17 protein-coding genes are annotated in these 19,552 nt (G+C 52.9%); 7 read left to right on the forward strand and 10 right to left on the reverse strand.

What is annotated here, in order from left to right; all coding sequences use genetic code 11:
- Positions 1 to 533: 533 nt before the first annotated feature.
- On the reverse strand, positions 534 to 2,858 hold the full coding sequence (locus tag OO017_RS06680) for a S46 family peptidase (RefSeq protein ID WP_266051686.1): 2,325 nt from the start codon (positions 2,856 to 2,858) through the stop codon (positions 534 to 536).
- Positions 2,859 to 2,956: 98 nt separating this feature from the next.
- On the opposite strand from OO017_RS06680, the gene yidD reads away from it, so the two are divergent.
- From yidD to OO017_RS06700, 4 genes are all read left to right on the forward strand, one after another.
- Entirely contained in the window at positions 2,957 to 3,178 is a 222-nt protein-coding gene (yidD, locus tag OO017_RS06685; protein WP_266051687.1) for a membrane protein insertion efficiency factor YidD, read from the forward strand.
- A gap of 891 nt (positions 3,179 to 4,069) precedes the next feature.
- Positions 4,070 to 5,545 (forward strand): DUF5687 family protein, encoded by a 1,476-nt coding sequence (locus OO017_RS06690; protein ID WP_266051688.1) that lies wholly within the window; start codon positions 4,070 to 4,072, stop codon positions 5,543 to 5,545.
- Between the two features lie 44 nt (positions 5,546 to 5,589).
- Complete coding sequence (locus OO017_RS06695) at positions 5,590 to 6,285, forward strand: ABC transporter ATP-binding protein (protein WP_266051689.1); 696 nt, start codon at positions 5,590 to 5,592, stop codon at positions 6,283 to 6,285.
- 21 nt (positions 6,286 to 6,306) lie between these two features.
- Entirely contained in the window at positions 6,307 to 7,605 is a 1,299-nt protein-coding gene (locus OO017_RS06700; protein WP_266051690.1) for a serine hydrolase domain-containing protein, read from the forward strand.
- A 76-nt stretch (positions 7,606 to 7,681) separates the two neighbouring features.
- Here the strand turns inward: OO017_RS06700 and OO017_RS06705 are convergent, their stop codons facing one another.
- From OO017_RS06705 to OO017_RS06730, 6 genes are all read right to left on the reverse strand, one after another.
- Positions 7,682 to 8,302 carry a class I SAM-dependent methyltransferase gene (locus OO017_RS06705; protein WP_266051691.1) on the reverse strand — a complete coding sequence of 207 codons (621 nt, stop codon included), beginning with the start codon at positions 8,300 to 8,302 and terminating at the stop codon, positions 7,682 to 7,684.
- A gap of 74 nt (positions 8,303 to 8,376) precedes the next feature.
- Complete coding sequence (locus tag OO017_RS06710; protein WP_266051692.1) at positions 8,377 to 9,246, reverse strand: hypothetical protein; 870 nt, start codon at positions 9,244 to 9,246, stop codon at positions 8,377 to 8,379.
- Positions 9,247 to 9,251: 5 nt separating this feature from the next.
- A complete protein-coding gene (locus tag OO017_RS06715; protein WP_266051693.1) occupies positions 9,252 to 9,827 on the reverse strand; it encodes a sugar O-acetyltransferase in 576 nt (191 codons plus the stop codon).
- Between the two features lie 108 nt (positions 9,828 to 9,935).
- Positions 9,936 to 10,712, reverse strand: coding sequence for a DUF3223 domain-containing protein (locus OO017_RS06720; RefSeq protein ID WP_266051694.1), 777 nt, complete (start codon positions 10,710 to 10,712; stop codon positions 9,936 to 9,938).
- Positions 10,713 to 10,742: 30 nt separating this feature from the next.
- Positions 10,743 to 12,152, reverse strand: coding sequence for an alpha/beta hydrolase family protein (locus OO017_RS06725; protein ID WP_266051695.1), 1,410 nt, complete (start codon positions 12,150 to 12,152; stop codon positions 10,743 to 10,745).
- Between the two features lie 21 nt (positions 12,153 to 12,173).
- Positions 12,174 to 12,554 (reverse strand): DUF6334 family protein, encoded by a 381-nt coding sequence (locus tag OO017_RS06730; protein ID WP_266051696.1) that lies wholly within the window; start codon positions 12,552 to 12,554, stop codon positions 12,174 to 12,176.
- 94 nt (positions 12,555 to 12,648) lie between these two features.
- On the opposite strand from OO017_RS06730, the gene OO017_RS06735 reads away from it, so the two are divergent.
- Positions 12,649 to 13,671, forward strand: a complete 1,023-nt coding sequence (locus OO017_RS06735; protein ID WP_266051697.1) for an AraC family transcriptional regulator — start codon at positions 12,649 to 12,651, stop codon at positions 13,669 to 13,671.
- Positions 13,672 to 13,959: 288 nt separating this feature from the next.
- Positions 13,960 to 14,883, forward strand: a complete 924-nt coding sequence (locus OO017_RS06740) for a DUF1684 domain-containing protein (protein WP_266051698.1) — start codon at positions 13,960 to 13,962, stop codon at positions 14,881 to 14,883.
- 280 nt (positions 14,884 to 15,163) lie between these two features.
- Here the strand turns inward: OO017_RS06740 and OO017_RS06745 are convergent, their stop codons facing one another.
- The gene (locus tag OO017_RS06745) at positions 15,164 to 16,132 is read right to left on the reverse strand and encodes an NAD-dependent epimerase/dehydratase family protein (protein ID WP_266051699.1); all 969 of its coding nucleotides are present in this window, start codon (positions 16,130 to 16,132) and stop codon (positions 15,164 to 15,166) included.
- A gap of 277 nt (positions 16,133 to 16,409) precedes the next feature.
- On the opposite strand from OO017_RS06745, the gene OO017_RS06750 reads away from it, so the two are divergent.
- Complete coding sequence (locus OO017_RS06750; protein WP_266051700.1) at positions 16,410 to 17,003, forward strand: thioredoxin family protein; 594 nt, start codon at positions 16,410 to 16,412, stop codon at positions 17,001 to 17,003.
- A gap of 54 nt (positions 17,004 to 17,057) precedes the next feature.
- On the opposite strand, the gene OO017_RS06755 is transcribed toward OO017_RS06750, so the two are convergent.
- Positions 17,058 to 17,477 (reverse strand): VOC family protein, encoded by a 420-nt coding sequence (locus tag OO017_RS06755; RefSeq protein ID WP_266051701.1) that lies wholly within the window; start codon positions 17,475 to 17,477, stop codon positions 17,058 to 17,060.
- Between the two features lie 18 nt (positions 17,478 to 17,495).
- Positions 17,496 to 19,484, reverse strand: coding sequence for a peptidylprolyl isomerase (locus OO017_RS06760; protein WP_266051702.1), 1,989 nt, complete (start codon positions 19,482 to 19,484; stop codon positions 17,496 to 17,498).
- Positions 19,485 to 19,552: the final 68 nt, after the last annotated feature.

Raw genomic sequence — 19,552 nt, forward strand, 5'->3', positions numbered from 1 at the left:
GTCCGCGTAAACCGCACTTTATATTTTGGCCGCTGCTTTCTGCAACTTGAAGCAAGCTATCCTTTTCTGTTACTGTTCATCCTCAGTCTTACCTATCTATCGTTTCATCTCTGGCTGTGGTGCCCTCACGGCCGGGAGGCCTCGTCTTCCCGCATCGCGCTGTGTTCCCTTCCTTTGCTGCCCTCCGGTCGCAATGCCCTTGGCGGGCACCGGAATCTCACAAGGCGCTCTTTATACGAGGGCCCCTACCCCCACGGAAAGACTGGGATCGAGTTCGATAGCCATCGCTATATTACTTGAACCGGACTCCCTCTCCTGTTTTGGGGGTAGGGGCCCTCGAGAAAAGGAGAGGGCTGGGGAGAGGTATGATTCCCCTCCTCGGAGGGGTAGGTTCAGCTTTCCCTGGCTCTAAACTCTAAACTTTTAACTTCCAGTAATGGGCCATGAATGGTGCAACTCCATCCCTACAAAAACAAAACCGGCGCTGAGGATGCCCCAGCGCCGGTTTTTTATACTTGGTGTAAAGCAACTGCTTAGTCTTTTACCTGCAGTTTTACTTTGGCTTTGCCTTTCTTTTTCTCCACCTTAAACTCGGTTTTGCCTTGTTTCAGGATCTGCTCTGCTTCCTCCACAACAGCGTCCAGAAGCTCGGCTTGCGGAGTGGTGACTTCGGCTTCGGCAGCATCGCCGGCACCCGGGCTGTCACTCTGTACTAGTGTCATCTCGTTAACCAGGTTAGTGGCACCCGCATACTTGTCAATCAGGAAAAGCAGGTAACGGGAGTCTACGTTGATGCAGCGCTTGTAATCGGCGTCGTATACCAGGTCGCCGGTCATGGCTTCCCAGTTCCCGTCGAAGGCCAGGCCGATCAGCTCTCCTTTACCGTTGATCACCGGGGAACCAGAGTTACCGCCCGTGATGTCGTTGTCGGTGATGAAGTTTACCACCAACTCACCCTCTTTGTTGGCATAGCGGCCATAGTCTTTGGCTTCGTACAGCTGCTTCAGCTTGGCAGGCACGATGAATTCCTCATTGTTAGGATCTTCCTTGGCCATCAGGCCCTCCATGGTGGTGTAGTAGTTATACAACACACCATCATGCGGGCTGTAATCCTTCACCGCGCCGTAGCTCAGGCGGATAGTGGAGTTAGCGTCCGGGTAGTATACTTTATCCGGGTTCATCAAGCGCAGGCCGGCCACGTAAAGTCGGTTTGCCTTGGCCAGTTTCGCCTCGCTCTCCTGCAGTTTAGGGGCAATGTTGTTTCTGTAGTTGCTGATGATGGCATCCACGATCTGGAAAGCCGGGTCGTTCTCCAGGGCCTTCTGCGTTGGGTTCTGCAGCCAGCTGTTCAGTTTCTGCTGGTTCACCACCATCGAGTTGCTGTACACGTAATCAGCCAGCTTCTCGAAGTTGCCGTTATACTTCTTTACCATGGCCTTGAAAGCTTCCGGCTGCTGGTCTTTGGCAATATCTTCGTGGTAGTACTTCATCATGGCTGCGAATACTTTTTTGTCGGCAGGCAGGTGGTAGTCCTTGAAGAAGGCATCTACGCGTGGCTGCACATCTTCTGCGGCTTTCTTGGCTGCGGCAGCGTTACCTGCTTTCAGCGCCGTATAAACCGGCGTCAGGCGGTAAGCCATCAGTAACGCCTCTGTGCCCAGTACCGCTTCGTTCAGGTACACAGCACCCAGGTTATACTTCTCAATAGTGGCGTAAGCGTTAGCAATGTCCGTCAGCACGTTGCCGTAAGTGGCTTTGCGCTCGGCATCGGCATTAGCCCAGGCTTGGAACTTGTCCTCGTCCACAATCTTGCCTTCGATGGTGCGCATGCGCTTAATGCCCTCGTTCTGGCCGATGGAGTACTTGTAGTAGTTTGAAGTAGAAGCATACTTGGAGGCATACTTAATGCGGTTGGCATCAGCCTTGTCCATTTCCTCTTTCCAAAGGGCAAGCTTCTCCTCGCGCAGCTTGATGCGTGATTTGTTCAGCTGGTTCACTTCCAGTTTCAGGCCGTGCGAGGTCATGAAACGCTTGGTGCGGCCCGGGAATCCGAATACCATCGAGAAGTCGCCTGGCTCTTTGTTGCCGATGTTGATGGGCAGGTGGTGCGCTGGCTTGTATGGTACGTTCTCTTTGCTGTAAGTGGCAGGAGAGCCGTCCGGGGCCATGTACACGCGGAACATGGAGAAGTCGCCGGTGTGGCGTGGCCACATCCAGTTGTCGGTGTCGCCGCCGTACTTACCGATGGATGATGGCGGGGCACCTACCAGGCGTACGTCTGTGTAACGGTTGTACACGAACAGGTAGAACTCGTTACCGTTGAAGAAATCGCGCACATAGGTTACATACTTTCCGTTCTCAGAGGCCTCTTTGGCGATGGCCTGCATGCGCTGCGCTATCAGTTGCTGGCGCTGCTCTTCTGTGGTATTGTTGTCGATGCCTTCCAGCACTTTGCCGGTCACATCGTCCATGTAGTTAAGGATGTCCACGAACAGGCCTTCGTTTGGCAACTCCTGGTCTTTGGATGTAGCCCAGAAACCATTGGTCAGGTAATCGTTCTCCGGTGTAGAGTGCGACTGGATCTGGCCGTAACCGCAGTGATGGTTTGTCAGCAGCAGGCCCTCAGGAGAGATGAACTCACCGGTACAGAAACCACCGAACTGCACGATGGCGTCTTTCAGGCTGGAGTTGTTTACAGAGTAAATCTCTTCGGCTGTCAGCTGAAGTCCCTGCTTCTGCATATCGGTGTGGTTCAGACGCTTGATGAGCATCGGGAGCCACATACCTTCGTCTGCCCTGGCCGCGAACGGCACACTCAGCGAGACCAAAAGTAGGAGTGAAAGGATTCTTTTTAGCATGGAAATTTGTTTAGATTAGTTAAACTGATACAAATTTAATAAAATATTGCAGCTCCTAACAGCTGTTAGGGTAGTTTAGCAGTTTCAAATAGCAAACCATGGCCTGGATTCTGAAAAAAATAATGCTTTCGCTGGTGTGGGTATACCAGCATATGATCTCGCCGATGAAGCCTGCCACTTGCCGCTATACGCCTACCTGCTCTACCTATGCCGTGCATGCGATCAACAAGTATGGGCCGTTTAAAGGCGGATGGATGGCGCTAAGGCGCATCGGCCGTTGTCACCCCTGGGGTGGGAGCGGGTATGATCCTGTGAAGTAGGGTTGTTTGTAGCAAGTCTTCAGACTTGTGTTCTTTTAATGATGTTGAGTTTGTAACTCAACTATAGCGATCCCTTATACTTTGGCGGTGCTTTCTGGCTGTTGCTGTTCCGGACATCCCTGTCCGGAACCTTTCTGCCGCGGATTTCCTAATTCGCGTGAGCCATACTTTATACCTTTACCTTAATAACTGCTGCTTTCTGTAGCTTGAAACAAGCTATCCTTACTAGCCGCCGTTCATCCTCAGCCTTACGAACCTAAAGTTTCATTTCTGGCTGTGGCTCCCTCCAGCCCGGGAGGGCTCGTCTTCCCGCATCGCGCTGGGAGCTTTTCTTTGCTCGCTATCGCTTTGCAATCCCGCTCTCGCGGGACCGAAAAACTCCAAAGGCGCTCAACGGAAAGACTGGGATCAGGTTCGATAGCCATTGCTATACCAGTGGGACCGGACTCCCTCTCCTGTTTTTAGGAGAGGGCTGGGGTGAGGTATGATTCCCCTCCTCGGAGGGGTAGGGGTGGTTGGATAATCGGCTGCTGGAATTCCCCTCCTCGGAGGGGCTGGGGGTGGGTTAATCGCTCCCTAACTCTTAACTTCCAGCAAGGATAACAGTCTGCAGCAGAACTCAACCTAACGCCTCCGGCCTCAGTGAAGTCGGAGACTTCACATCATAGGTAAGACACGCGTCTGGAGACGAGCGCCAGAAGACAAGGGAGAGCAAGAGCAGAAATAGTTGGACCCGCCACTGCGGCAAACCCTGTTTCTCACAGAGGTTTTTATCCCGTCTATCACTCTGTAAGTATAAAACATCCTTGGGTTAGTCTAAAAATATGGAAGTGCTATTGGCTTTCAGTGTAATTCTGGTCATATTTAAAAAACAGTATATACTTCAACCATATGCTTTTAACCTTACTCTCGCACCAGTGGAAAGCCAATTACCGCTCCTCCGTATTTCAGAAGGGCTTAGTGCTCAACATTATCATGGGCCTGCTGATTTTATACTTTGGGGCGATCTTTCTGGTGCTGGGGCTCGCACTCCACAAGCTGCTGGGAAAAGTAGTGCCCGGCGAGTCGGCGGTGGCGGTTTTGAACGGGGTGCTGCTGTATTATTTTCTGTCAGACCTGTTTTTCCGGTTCCTGCTGCAGGAGTTGCCGGTGCTGGCGGTGCAGCCCTACCTGCACCTGCCCATCCCCAAAAGCAGGCTGATACACTTTGTGCTGCTCAAGTCGGTGCCGAGTGTGTTTAACCTGATCTTCCTGCTGATTTTCGTGCCGTTCATGGTGTCGGCGGTGGTGCCGGCATACGGGGCCGGGGCGGCGCTGGCCTGGCTTTTCGCTATCATTGGGCTCACGTTCCTTAACAACTTCCTGCTGATCTACTTTAAGCGGCAGCTCAGCACAAAGCCAATCCTTACCCTGCTGTTCGGGGTGGCGGTGGCCGGCCTGATACTGCTGGACTACCTGGGTGTTTTCTCGCTGTATACTTTGTCTCAGTCTGTTTTTGGGACGGTGCTGCAGTACCCGGTGCTGGCGATGGTGCCGGTACTTCTGGTGGCCGGAGCATACTTGCTGAACTACCGCTTCCTGAAGGCCCACACTTACCCTGAGGAGCTGACCGTGCGCCAGCAGACAAAGGTGGAGGGGGAAAGGCTTGCCTTCCTGGGCCGCTTCGGCGAGTTGGGCAAACTGATTGAGCTGGAGCTGAAACTCATCTGGCGGCACAAGCGCCCCAAGTCGCTCCTCACCATGTCGGTGTTCTTCCTGTTCTACGGGCTGATCTTTTACCGCAACGAAGCATACCTGGACGGCTTCGGGATGCTGATTTTCGTTGGAATCGTGATGACGGGGATGCCGATCTTTAATTATGGCCAGTTTGTGCCGAGCTGGCAGAGCAACCATTTCGACGCCATACTTACCCGACGCATTTCGCCGTACCAGTTCTATGCGGCCAAGTTCTGGATCTTCGTGCCCGTGGCCACGCTGGCCTACATGCTAACGCTGCCCTACGGCCTTATCAGCTATAAAATCATACTTATCAATACGGCTACGCTGCTGTATAACATTGGGGTGAACGTGTTCATCATCTTCTTCTTCTCGGTTTACAACACTACCCGCCTGGATCTGAGCAAAGGCTCGGCTTTTAACTGGCAGGGGGTTGGCGCGTCGCGCTTTGTGATGATGCTTCCAATGATGGTGCTGCCCATACTTCTCTACCTGCCTTTTAAGTTTCTGGGGGTGCCTTTTATGGGCATTGCCGCCATAGGCCTGGTTGGGTTGAGCGGATTTGTGCTGCAGAAGCAGTTGCTGCAGTGGTCGGCGGGTTGGTTCTTAAAGCACAAGTATAAACTGGCCACCGGCTTCCGGGAGCAATAGGCAAAGTATAAATTGATATTCTACACATGGATAATAAGCGCAGTATGTTAGAGGTAAAAAACATCGAAAAGATTTACAGCGGCAAGATGGCCGTGAACATTCCGGAGCTTTCGCTGGCGGCCGGGGAGGCTGTGGGGCTGGTGGGCAACAACGGAGCGGGCAAAACCACACTGTTCCGCATGATTCTGGACCTGATCCGGCCAAGTAAGGGCGAGGTATACTCCAAGGGACTGAACGTGGCGCAGAGCGAGGACTGGAAAGCATACACCGGCTCGCACCTGGACGAAGGTTTTCTGATAGACTACCTGACAGCGGAGGAGTATTTCAAGTTTATCGGCGATTTGCACGGGCTTTCCGAGGGCGACATTACCGAGCGCCTGCTGCCGTTTATGGATTTGTTTAACGACGAGATCCTGAACCAGCGCAAGTATATCCGCGATTTCTCGAAGGGCAACCAGAAGAAGATAGGCATTGCCGCGGCGGTGCTCTCGAACCCGGAGCTGCTCATACTCGACGAGCCATTCGCCAACCTCGACCCGAGTTCACAGATCCGCCTGAAAAACCTGCTGCGCAACCTGCGCACGCAAAAGCAGATGACCATGTTCATCTCCAGCCACGACCTGAGCCACGTGATCGAAGTATGCGAGCGCATCATGATCCTGGAGAAAGGCCAGCTGGTGCAGGACATGCAGACCAACGAAAACACCCTCCGCGAGCTGGAGTCATACTTTACGGTGTAATTGCGGGTAATCCCAACTTAAATGAAGAAACTGTACATCACCTTTATACTTCTTACTGGGCTGTTTATAGCCATATCCTACAAAATAAAGGACGACTACTATCACCTGCCTTACCCCAATGCGATTGAGTATGTGCTGGTTTTGCTTCTTCTGTTGCTGACAGCCATACTTCTGATTTGGAAAAAGCACCGGCAAAAGAAAGTATACCTTGGCCTGGTATCGGCAGCCACACTGCTGTTAGTGGTTAACGCGATGACCTACTACTTTGAGTGGCATCCGCTAAACCTTTCTCTGCCCTTTACAGATTCGCAGTCCTTTGAGGTGAGTCATGAGCCTTATGCATGGCAAACTGCCACACCAGCACGTGCAGGGTATAACCAGGAAGACATTGCGCAGTACCTTACGGAAATTGATGACTGGGAAAGACTACGGGGACTGGTTGTGATCAAAGATGGTAAGCTGGTCGTGGAGAAATATCAGAAGGGAGCCACCAGGTATAGCGCCTTCAACGTTCATTCCGTTACGAAAAGCATTACCTCTGCCTTAACTGGCCTATCCATTCAGAAAGGCTATCTAACATCCGAAAACGAGTATGTAATGCCTTTGTTCCCAGAGTACGGGCAGCATCACTTGAAGGAAAAGTTAACCGTAGCCCATCTACTCTCCATGCGGGGTGGGTTTACTGGCTGGGATGGCCCACAGAACGTAGAGCAGGTGCTAGTGAATGAAGAAGTTTCTGAAAGCAAACTGGGCCAGGAGTTCAAATATTTTACAGGCTCTCAAATGGTGCTTTCAGCCATGATCACGAAGGCCGCTAAAACCACAACAAAAGAATTCGCCCAGGCAGAACTGTTCAAACCGCTCGGCATCCAGTGCGGCTTTTGGCGGAAAGTGGACGGCTACTATGCCGGAGGCGATGAAACGTACTTTACCGCACGGGACCTGGCCAGGTTCGGAGAACTGTACCTGAACAAAGGCAGGGTAGATGGGACCCAACTGCTGGACTCCGCGTGGGTGGAGAAAAGCCTGGCAAACTACACGCCCGAAAGCAAGGATTTCCGCACCTTAGGCTGCTACCAAGAAGTGGGGTATGGCTACTCATGGTGGCTGCTGAACCACAACAATAAACCGGTTTACACAGCAAGAGGCAAAGGGGGGCAGTATATCCTCCTGTTGCCTGAGCAAAAGGTTGTTGCTGTGATACTTCAGGAATGGAATCTGCGGAAAGACTTTGAAAAGGAAAATGCATACTTGTGCAAGCTGCTCTCCATCCTGACGAAAGAAAACACCGGTACTGCTAGCGGTCTCGCACATAAGTAATGCTTCGGCTACGCCTCATGTACAAGGTTAGCAGCGCCAACTCATACTTCTCTACAGAAGTATAAGATCAACTTGGCTATACTTTCCTGAAGCTGCAGAAGAGGTAGTTCTGGATGTTGCCGGAGGGTGTGGTGTGGTCGGTGTGTTTACAGGTGATCTTCTCGAAGTGCATACCAAACCGATCTGTCAAAGACTTTTCAGAATACTGTTGCACGGGTAAGCCGCTGCAGGTGCTAGGGCCTTGCTCCGAGAAAGTGCCGATCACCAGGGCGCCACCCGGGTTTATACTTTGCCGGGCCGTGTTAATGTAGTTCTCTGTCTCCCGCTCATCGGTCAGGAAATGGAAAGCCGCGCGATCGTGCCAGAGATCATACTTTTCTGTTAGTCTGAACGTGGCTGCATCTGCCTCAATCCACGTTACTTTGCCTGCCCGCTGCCCAAGGCGTTGCTGCGCACGTTCAAGGGAGGCCGCCGAGATGTCCAGCACGGTAAGGTGCTGGTAGCCCAGGTCCAGCAGGTGATCCACGAGCAGGCTGTCGCCCCCGCCGATATCGATAATCTTGGCTGTTTTGGGGAGTTTGAACTGGCTGATGAGCTCCAGCGAGGTGGCGGGCACTGCCTGGTACCAGCCCATTTTGTCTAGCTGTTTTGTCTGGTATACTTTCTCCCAGTGTGTTTTTCTGCTGAGGTTCTCCATATGCTTCTTTCTCTTTTCACACCACCTGTAGTATAGATACGGGTAATCAGGGATAAGATTCCGGCTTGCCTGTGCTATCGGCTGCCTTTCTTTAGTTTCCTGACTAACTGCCTTTTTCTGCCGGCTTTAACTGTTGAGTTCCTGATGGCTGTTGCAGCACCTGCTGTGTTAAGATGAGGAGGTAAGTCAGAAAGCTTCAGTTTAACAACATCAAACTCAATGTCGCTCAGTTGATTGACTACCTGTAGGAATTGGCCCGGGTTGTGATGCATTAAGTGCACAAGGGCCTCCTGGTCTATGTCGCAAGCGCCGTAGCTGTTCAGGAACTCACGCACGAAGTCCGTGTTTACCAGTGCCGGATTCCCCCTGATCCAGGAGAGCCTCTGGGCTTTTTGTTGCTTGATCTGTTCGATGCGGGCAAGTTGATAGTGGCGCCACTTGCTGACCAGCAGTGTGAAATCGCTGTGGCATGTGGCGCGTTCCGCTGCGATGGAAGGCCTGCGTAAGCTAATGCTGTCTCTGAACTGTCGGTTGTCGTACCCGATCTCCTCTCTGGCGAAGGCGTCCAGCGCTGCGTATGTTCTGTGGCTTAGGGAGGAGTTCCTGATGCTGTTGATCGTTGAGTCGCAGCGGCTGTGGGTGCTGAAATTTTTACTGAGTGACAGGTTTACCTGCTTGCCCACGAACAAAGAGTCGTTTACTGACCGGAGGGTGTCTGTTCTATCCAGCCAATACACGTTTTTGAAATGTGTATACTTTTCGTAGATGTAACTCTTGTTGGCGGCAGGGATAGCAAGTTCAATCTGTGTCGCGATTTTAGCGGGCAATACCCGCACATGTATACTGTCCTGTGCCTTCGCATCCGGAAGCAGGCCAAATAATACCACAACAGCTAACAGGAGGGGTTTTATAGTTGGGCTAGAGGCTACAGGTACTGTTGTCATTTAAGTTACGCATCACGTTCATCTTTGTCCAGGTGCCGGATCACCTTGCACGGGTTACCCGCCGCAAATACATCAGCCGGAATATCCTTGGTAACCACGCTGCCCGCCCCGATAACAGAGCGGCTGCCTATACTTACGCCGGGGCAGATTACCACGCTGCCGCCAACCCATACATCCTCGCCAATGGTAATAGGTTTGGCAAACTCCAGCCCTGAAGCACGTTCTACATGGTTTATTGGATGGGTGGCGGTGTAAACCTGCACGTTAGGGCCGAACAATGTCCGGCTGCCGATGGTTACCTGCATCACATCCAGCACCACGCAGTTAAAGTTGAAGAACACCTTCTCGCCGACAACCATGTTATAGCCATAGTCGCAGTAAAAAGGCGGTTGCAGCCACAGCCCCTCACCGGCATTCGGGATCAGCTCCTTCAGGACGCGCGCCCGTTCCTCCACCTCGTCTTCGCGGCTATCGTTAAGTTCTTTCAGCAGCAGCCTTGTGCGTAGCCTGTCGTCGGCGAGTTCCTGGTCCAGCGGGTCGTACAGCTCGCCGGCCAGCATTTTTTCTTTTTCTGTTTTCATGGGAAAGTATGAGTGAGGTGTGTTCAGTCTCTTATGCTGGTGCGAGCTTGTAGCTCGTATCTTTTTGACTTCAATTATGTAGAGATACGAGCTACAAGCTCGCACCAGCTATTGTATTGTCAAGTCCCTTGAGCTTTTTCCAACTCTTGCCATACCTGTACGACTTGAATTACACTCCCTTCTAACAACTCTTAAGACAGACTTATTTTTATGATATTCTCTGAAATCCTTTATCAATGTCTCATCTTTGAAGATGATGTGATTTTGTTCATTTGAAGTATATTCAATAACGTCATGGTTAATGTTTTTGACCTCCTTAAACCTATCCACAATTATAGAGAAAGTGTTTGGCTGCCTATGATCAACCACTAACTCAGTCCATGTTGATAGCTCATCTGTTTCCTGACATTTAACCTGTCCTTTTACTGAATTACTGTCAAAGTATGCTTGTTTTACTGAGCGAATATCTTGATGAACAGCGTTTCTGCAGGCAACATAAAAGAGCCTTTCCTGACTGTAGCCCTTATTATTGATAAGCATTAGGTAAGAAATGTACAAGCTTGTTCTATCGCTGTAGAAGACTTCGAAGCATTTAGTGTTGAACTGTACCCTTGATACCTTAATGTCCTCTATAACTATTTCCTCATTGCTGCTTTCTGTAAAATTACTGTTGTTATCAATTTCTTCTTGATTGGCCTCTGCTAAGTTTTCATTTTCAGTTAGATAATTCAAATAGTCATAGTAAAGTAAATCAAGTATGTCTTCAAAATCATCTTTGCTTAAAGACTCTCCATAATTGTAAGAATTGAGAATGCCTTTATAATGAGCAATAGCGTCCTTTTTACACTTATACTTTTTGTTGCCTATGATTAGTGCCTTTCTCATGATTTGCTTTTTCTATTTATGGTATAGCACCTACCTCACCACCCCCATCATCCAGTCACCGATAACCTCCAGCGCTGCCGGGGAAAAGGTTTCTTCCAGCTGCCCGTACTCTGCCGGTGAGCCGGTTTTAGCTGTCTGGAAAAGGTGGTTAAGGTCTGGCATCTCTTTGATGGTGTACTTTTTATTTCCGCCGGATTTCAGGGCTTTTTCGGTGGCGGGTAGGTTTTGCTGGTGAGGCACCTGCAGATCTTTGGTGCCGTTCAGGGCCAGTACGGGCATCTTCAGCTTCTGCAAGGTTGGGGCGGGGTTGTAGGCCAGGTAGTAGCGCATCCAGGGCGAGCTGAGTTGGGCTACTACAGTTTGCTCGGCTTTGTCGGTGAGGCCCAGTTGCTGCTGTTCCTGCGCTGTCATACTTGCTTTTGCCTCCTGCTCCAGATTGCGTATCTGCTCAGCGGCTTTGGTAACGTCTTTTTCGGTGGCGGCTACCTTAAACTGTGCCTCGCGTAGCTGCAGGTATTTCTGAAGCTGCTCCTGAGGCACTCCGGCATTCTCGAAAACGGCTTTGTTCTGCGCCACCAGCAGCTCGGTGCCGGGTACGGCGTTACCTGCCATCAGTACCACAAAAGCTACGTTCGGGTTTGCAGCGGCTACCTTGGCGGCAATCAGGGCGCCCTCGCTGTGGCCTAGCAAACCCACTTTCTTCTTGTTTATACTACTATGATTTCGGAGGTAGTTGTATGCAGCGGTGGCATCTGAGGCAAAGTCCTCGGTGGTGGAGGTGGCAAAGTCGCCGCCCGATTTACCGGTGCCGCGGTCGTCGAGGCGCAGCACGGCAAAGCCCTGGCGGGTGAGGTAATCGGCCAGCACCAGGAACGGCTTATGACCCAAAATGGTCTGGTCGCGGTCTTGCGGGCCGGAGCCGGTAAAAAGTATAACTCCCGGGTGTGGTCCATCTGTGAGCGGAATGGTAAGCGTGCCAACCAGCTTAATGCCCGCTGCCTTATTCTCTATCGTTACCTCCGTGTTCTGGTAAGGGTATGGCTCTTTAGGTGTCTGCGGGCGCTTCATGGCTTCGGCGGGTGCACCTTTCTTCAGCAGCAGTGCGAAGCTCTGGCCGCCCTGCTGCCACTGCCCGTCTATGGTTTGGGCATCTGTAAGTTTGCCTACGTAGGCCGCGCCAATGTTTTTCATATCGATGTACAGGCTGTCCTGCACCTGCCGCACCTGCTGCACTGGTATGCCTGTAGCGCCTTGCTTGGGGCTGTCCATGGTGGCGGAGAGGGTGCCATCCTCGGCGGTGCTGATGTGGAAGATAACAGGGAGGTCGGTGCCCATTACTTTCAGGGAGCCACTCCAGTCACCTACGAATTGCGCTGGCTGCTGTGCATGAACTGCGGCTGTAAGCAACAGCAGCAGGAGGGGGAGGAGGAGTTTGTGCATCGTTTTATGAAGTATAGGTTATCAGTATCGCTGAAAAATGGTAAGCCGTAATTGCGATGCCTCCGCCAACAGCTGCACATTCGTCCCCTCTGCATCGTCAAACTCCAGCTGAAAGCCATCTTCGTAGCCATGCTGGTTGGTCATGCGCCAAAGCCAGCTAATTTTCTTGCGCTGGTTCGATATCTGGGTAAGGCTGAACTGCCGCTCCAGCATCCCGAAATCCAGCTCCGGAAGTACGGAAAGTATGATCTCGTCCGTCTGCTCGTTTACCGCCACCACCAGCCATACTTCCCCCACCCGAAATACCACCTGCTGCAGCCAGCCAAACGCCAACTCGTGCAAGGCAAAGGCTTGTGTTACATCTGTTCCGGCCAGCGCTTCTAAATTCGGGAGTTCTTCCATTTCCTTTCTAAGATAGAAAATTATACTTTGCCAAACTATAGCTGCATCTAAGCAAGCGCTTTATTATTTTTACAGTGGTTTATACTTTAAATTGATGACTCCCGAATCCCATTCGCTCAGTGCGCCATCGGTAGGTTTGCTTTTGCATGTGCTGCGCCAGCAGGGGCAGAACGTGGAGGCCATTTGCCAACAGGTAGGGCTGGGCCAGCAGCTGGTGCATGATGTGAACGCACGCGTTTCGGTAGAGATGGTGCAGGACCTGTGGACCGCCGCCATCGCCTCCACCAACGACCCCGACCTGGCGCTGCACGTGGCCGAAAGTATAAACCCGACCTCCATGGGCACCATTGCCTACGTGATGATGAACGCGCCAACCCTGCACGAGTCGCTGCGGAAACTGTGCAAGTACCAGGACATCATCTGCGGCGCCATCCGCACGAGCCTGGAGGTGCAGGGGCAGCAGGCGTTCGTAAAGCTGGAGGCAGTAAGTCCGGTGCTGCAGCACCCGCGCAATGCCCTGGACTCAGAGCTGGTGATCTATAAAAACGCCTTTCCGGCGCTGGTTGGGCAGGAACTGAAGTATAAACAGGTGCTGCTGGCCTACCCCCAGCCCCAAAGTATAAAAGAGCACAAACGTATTTTTGCGGGCGCGGAGCTGGTGTTCGGGGCAAGGTATAGTGGGCTCGTTTTTGATGCGGCTTACCTGCAGCTGCCGGTGGTAACGGCCAACCCGGAGCTGAACCAGTTTTTTGAGAAGTATGCCGAGGAGTACCTGCAGCGGCTGCACCAGCCGAAAACAGTGCGGGAGCAGGTGCAGCGCGAGATTGCCAACTTGCTAAAAGGGGAGGAGCCAGGCTTGAATACGGTAGCCCGCAGCCTGGCCATGAGCATGCGCAGCCTGCAAGGCAAGCTGAAGGAAGAAGGTACCACCTACCAGGCCCTGCTCGACGAAGTGCGCAAGCAAATAGCCGTAAAGCACCTGCAGGATAACCAAAGCACCATTACCGACATTGCCTACTTGCTGGGCTACTCCGAACCAAGCGTGTTCTCCCGCTCCTTCAAGAAATGGACCGGCATGGCCCCGGCTGCCTACCGGCAACGTATGGCTGCGGCGTAGGGTATTTTGTTCCTGCCGCAAGATTGCATCTTGTGGCTTCTGATGGGGCAAGTTTTCAGCTTGCGTAAGTGGGAAATGAGCAATCAACGCAAGCTGAAAGCTTGCCTCATGGGGAACCACGAGTTGAAAACTCGCGGCAGGTTAGGAGACTAGAGAACTTTAACCCAGTTTCTTTAGAACTTAACGGCCCTGCATTCTCTAAAGGAAGGCGAGTTTGTTATCAGAACAATTACCCGCATAAGTTTATACCTTTGTTCCTGCATCCAACACAACCATATCACCAATACCATGAAAAAGCTTCTTATTTCTGCCGCACTGGCCGGGTTTATACTCTCCTCCTGCTCCCAAACCCAGGATACCAACACCCAAAGTATGGCAACCGCTGCAGCGGCTGACTCCAGCTATGTGGCAAGTATAGACCAGTGGCACGCCACGCGTGTAGAAAACCTGCAGAAGGAAGACAGCTGGCTAGCGCTGGCCGGGTTGTATTGGCTGGAGCCGGGCAATAACAGCTTTGGCAGCGCTGAGGGCAACAAGGTGGTTTTCCCGGAGGGGAAGATTGCCGGACAGGCGGGCAGTTTTATACTTGATGGCGATGTGGTGAAGCTGCAGGTAGCCCAAGGTGCCGACATTACCCTGAACAACGAACCTGTGCAGCAGGAGGCGATAGTGTATAGGCCGGAGATGGAGCAGCCGGCAGAAATGCGCCATGGCTCTTTAAAGTGGGTGGTGATACAGCGCGGCGACAAGTATGGCGTCAGGTTGTGGGATGCTGAGAGCGAGGCCCGAAAGAACTTTGCCGGGATAGAGCGTTACCCGGTGCAGCCGGAGTGGAGGCTGGAGGCAGTGCTGGAGCAGAACCCGTTGCCAAAGCAGATCGCCATTACCAATGTGCTGGGGCAAACTTCGCAGGAGCCGTCGCCGGGGGCGGTGGTGTTTACTAAGGATGGACAGCAATACCGCCTCGATGCGCTGGAGGAGGGCGACGAACTGTTCATCATCTTCGCCGACCAGACAAACGGAACCGAAACCTACGGCTCCGGGCGCTACCTGTACATGCCAAAACCCGGCACCGACGGCAAGACAATCATTGATTTTAATAAAGCCTACAGCCCGCCCTGCGCCTTCACCGGCTTTGCCACCTGCCCCTTGCCGCCTAAGCAGAATATCCTGCCGATGGCCGTTACCGCCGGCGAGAAAAGCGAGCATTAGAAGTTAAAAAGTTAGAAGGTGGAGTTCTGCCGCAAGTTTAGCGAAGCGTAACTTGTGGCCACCTGTGGCAGAAGTTTTCAACTTCTTTGCTTTGCAAAAGCAAGGATAGTAGGGGCTGAGGCTACCTTCAAAGCTGATGTAAACCTGTAGGTGATTATATACTTTTGTATATTTTTCTGCTCCGCAGAAAGCAAGTTGAAAACTTGCGTGCATAGCAGCCACAAGTTACGCTGTTGCTATACTTGCGGCATAGTCCATCACTCCTAAACTCCTAAACCCTCTACCTCTCTAACTCCCCCATTTCTCTGTGCCACGCCAGCGTTTCGGCTATAGCTTGCTTCATCGGGGTGTGTTTCAAGTTCGGCAAGGTACGGCGCAATTTATCATCGTTCAGCAGGAGGGTGTTTTGCCAGAGGTAGCCCATTTCGCTGATCTCGCGCATGTCGGCAGAGAACAGCCCCATCAACCTGAAAACCCAGCCCGGGTACAGTTTATACTTAGGTGCAGTGCCCGCCCCTTCGGCAATCTGCGCTTGCCACAGTTTTATACTTGGTAGTACCTCCCCGGCATAGTTATATTCTGTGTATGCAGCCTGCTGAGGCAGTTTTGCCAGCTCGTAAAAGGCGTGGGCGGCATCAGGGGTGTACACCAACTGGTGCGGGATGTCATTGCGGTAAAGCCAGGGCATAGGCTTGCCCTCCAGCGCAGCTCTAAAAACAGGTGCAATTCCCTCATTCATAACGTTTGGGCCCCAGAAGTCGGGGAGGCGCAGGGTGATAACGCGGCATCTGTTGTGCTCCGCCGCCTGCTGCAGCATCTGCTCCAGTTTTACCCGTATCGCCCCCTTTTTAGTACCGGGCTTCTGAGGCGTGTCTTCGGTGATGACCTCAATTAATCCAAAATTATATATGTTTCCCGGGAAAAAAATTGTAGCTTTGTTTACGGCCGCGGCCTCAATCACGTGTTGCGTTACACGCTCCATATTTCCTTGCCACTTTCCGTAAGGGTAGTTTACTCCATGGAAGATGTGCGTTGCTTCTGCTCCCAATTTCTTCAGTAGATCACCGTTCTGTGCATCTCCTTCTACCAGCTGTAGCGTGGGCCACTGGCCGAATAACTTTTGCGCCTTCTGCTTGTTTCGTACCAGCAGCGTTACCTGCTCCTGGTGCTGCAAAAGCTCTTGTGTAAAGGCATAGCCAATGCTGCCTGTGCCGCCTAGTACTAAATAGCTGGAGTTGTTCGTAGCCATGTCTCGTTGTGTTAAGATGATGCTGCAAAGGTATGGCTGCCGGCAGGTTTTATACTTGGCAGATGCCGCAAACCATTTGACCGATCGCGCAGAAACCAACCTGAACGTATAGCCTTGTTACGGCAGGCAGCGGCGGCAGGCGGAACTATTTGAAGTATAGATTTGTAATATATAGTTAGCTCAATATTTCAAAACCAAGACAGATAACAATATGATAGATACGACAATGGCAAATTCAGTAATCACTCCCGAGCATCTTCAAAAGGCTTTTTCTTACATGCAGTACCGCGATATGATCGATAAGCTGCTGGCCGAGAATAAGACTACAGGCACAAACCACTCTGACGCCATGGTAGAGTATACCCGCATGAACATGCACCGTATGCGCCGCGTAGAGAAAACCGTGCTGGAGGATGAACTGGTGCAGGTGATGCTGAGTGTGCAGACGCGTATGACGTGGGTGGTGCTGACGGAGGCATGGTGCGGCGATGCGGCCCAGTGTGTGCCGGCTATCGTGAAAATTGCCGATGCCTCCCCGCTTATCGATGTGAAGCTGCTGCTGCGCGATGAGAACCCGGAGATCATGGATGCCTACCTAACCCACGGCGGCCGCTCCATCCCAAAGCTTATTGCCCTGAACCCTGACACTATGGAAGTGTTGGGTAGCTGGGGGCCGCGCCCGGAGCCGGCACAGCAGCTATTCTTTGAGATGAAGGCACAGGATGCGCCTTACAGCGAGTTTGCCGAGAAGCTGCATGCCTGGTACGCCAAAGACAAGAGCCGTACGCTGCAGCAGGAGTTTAAGGAGCTGATCAGAACCTGGTCGAAGCTCACAGCCCCTGCCGACATGAACGTGGCCCGCTGCTCGTAGAAACAAGTTGCCAGTAAGTATAAAAGGCTGCTCCCACCGGAGCAGCCTTTCTTTTTATCCTATCCCTTGGCCTGGCATGAGCACGAGCCGCCAGCCGTCGGGGTCTGCTATCGTAGTGGCTCCCTTTTCTCTCCAGTAAGGGTTTTCCGGCTCCACCTCGGGGTAGCCCATACTTGCCAGCCGCTGCACCACGCGCTTTATACTTGCCGGGTCAGGGATGTAGAGCACGAGCAGGTTGTCTTTGGTTGGGGCAGGGCAGGGGCTGCCGTGGGCATGCTGCGTAAACTCCAGGTGGTACGGAAAACCGGGCAGGCCCAGCATGAAGCCGTCGTAGCCGTTATGGTTCTCAAATCCGCCTAACTTACGCAAACCAAGGCCCTGGCAGTAGAAACGCTCCACTTCCTGCAGATTGTCGGTGGGGCGTGCAATGCGCACCTGCGCCACCGGTAGCGCTTCAGGCCATGCTTCCTGCATCAACTCAACGTATAAATCTTACTCCGCCGAGCTGGTTACCACGGGCTGCAGGTTCAGTACCTCCACATCCACAATCTTATCGCCTACCTCAAGGCGGTGCACCACATCCATGCCGTCTATCACTTTGGCAAAAATGGTGTAGCGGCCATCCAGGTGCGGGGTAGGAGAGTGGGTGATAAACCACTGGTTGCTCTCGGTATCCTTGCCGGCAGAGGCCATGCCCACGTAGCCTTCGTAGTAGTGCATCGGGGTAAATTCGGAGCGGATGGAGTAATCGGAGCTGCCCCAGCCGTCGCCGCGCTTGTCGCCACCCTGCGCCACAAAGTTCGGCACCACCCTGTGGAAGTACAGATTGTTAAAGAAATCCTGTTTTGTCAGTTCCACAAAGTTGGCCACCGAGCCGGGTGCATCCTCCACAAACAGCTGCAGAATGATGCTTCCTTTCTCGGTGCGCAGGAGCACCTGCTGGTTAGGCCGTATGGTTTTTACCAGTTCCCAGTCAATCGGGTGGGTAAACGGGTTCTGCGGTGTTTCGCTTTCCTGCTTGCCGCTCAGGTAGTCGATAGTTTTCTGAAGCTCGATGTTTGTTTCCATGTCGCGGGGCAGCTCCAGCTTTTGCTGTGCCTGGCTCAGGAAAGCATAGTTGCCGTACTGGTTGCGCAGATTCAGCTTCGGGTCGCGGATGGCTGCTGCGGCCATCCCTACCAAGGCTACATCACCTGAGCCTACGGCATGCTTAAAAATTTCGGCAAAGGCAGACTCCAGGCGCTTCGGGAAGTCAGGCTGCTGGCGCATCAGGATCAGGGCCTCCATGCCGGTAGTGGCGATCACGGGCTGCTCGGCTACAAAAACCTGCTCGGCAATAAATTCATAGTTGTTAAAATCGCCGGAGAGGGCTTTTAGCAGCTGGGCCTTATCGTAGGCGGTGCGGGCATTATGAAACTGCTGTTTATAGCGTGGGTTCAGGTACACGCGGTTCTGCACCTGGCTGTTTTTCAGGATCACCCAGATCACGTTGCTACGCACGCGGGCATCGAGCAGGTTAGGCAGCACACCTAGCAGTGTTTGGGCCGGCACACTGGCATTGTTCGCCACTAAAAACTCAGAGGTAGCCACAGCGGTGTTAATGTTCTGGTCCTGCAGGGCTGCCAGTATGGCGGTTTTGATATCACCAAAGTCGAGGCCGCTCATCGAGCGCACGGCACTCAGGCGCACACGGTAATCAGGGTCGCTTTGTGCTATGGTGGAGAGGAAGGTGGCCTTATCCAGCGCCCTTACCTTGGCCAAAGCCTGCGCGGTAGCCATGCGTACTTCCGGCGCCTTATCTGAGGTAGCGGCATTCAGCAACTGCTGGCGGTACTGTGTCAGGTCCAGTTTTGGGGTGCGGGCCAGGAAGTGTGCAGCAGCAAGGCGCGCCTCATAAATGGTGGACGGGGCCAGCAGGCCAACCGCTTTCTGCACCACCGCCTGGTTCTGCTGCTGGCGCAGGCCCAGGCGGTAAAGGCCCCATGCCTGCCCGGCCTGTGCCTCAGGGCTGGTGGCCTGGTAATTCGCCAGAAAATCGGCGGCCTGGGCCGTGCCCGTTTTGCCAAGCGCCTCCAGCAGTTGCGCCTGCACTTCCGGGTCCTGCTCTTCGCTTATTCTGTTGATGATCTCAGCCTCAGAGCGCTTATGGCCTATCTGGCCAAGCGCGTAGGCACTGGCCTCCCGCACCGATGCCACAGAGTCTTCCAGCATGTCTTGCAGGGTAGCCAGGGCGGCTGTGTCCTGCACGGAGGCAAACGCCAGCGCCGCGTGGCGACGGTAAGAGGTGTTCGGGTCGCTCAGGTATGGCAGCAGCCCGGTAGTGTTTCGTGTGTCCTGCAAAGTATAAATCTGTTGCAGGGTTACATCGCCAAACTTGTTGTTGGCCGGCTCCAGGGTGCTGGTGGTGCTGCGCTGCAGGGGCAGGTACTGGCAGGATGCGAGGGTGCCCAGGGCAAGCAGCCAGGTATAGCGTAGTTTCATGAGTGTTTTCTTATTAAGCGCCTTAAGTTACTAAAATGTGCCGAAATGCCGTAGGTGCCGGAACTTTG

The organism is Pontibacter anaerobius, assembly GCF_026241195.1.
Taxonomy (GTDB): domain Bacteria; phylum Bacteroidota; class Bacteroidia; order Cytophagales; family Hymenobacteraceae; genus Pontibacter; species Pontibacter anaerobius.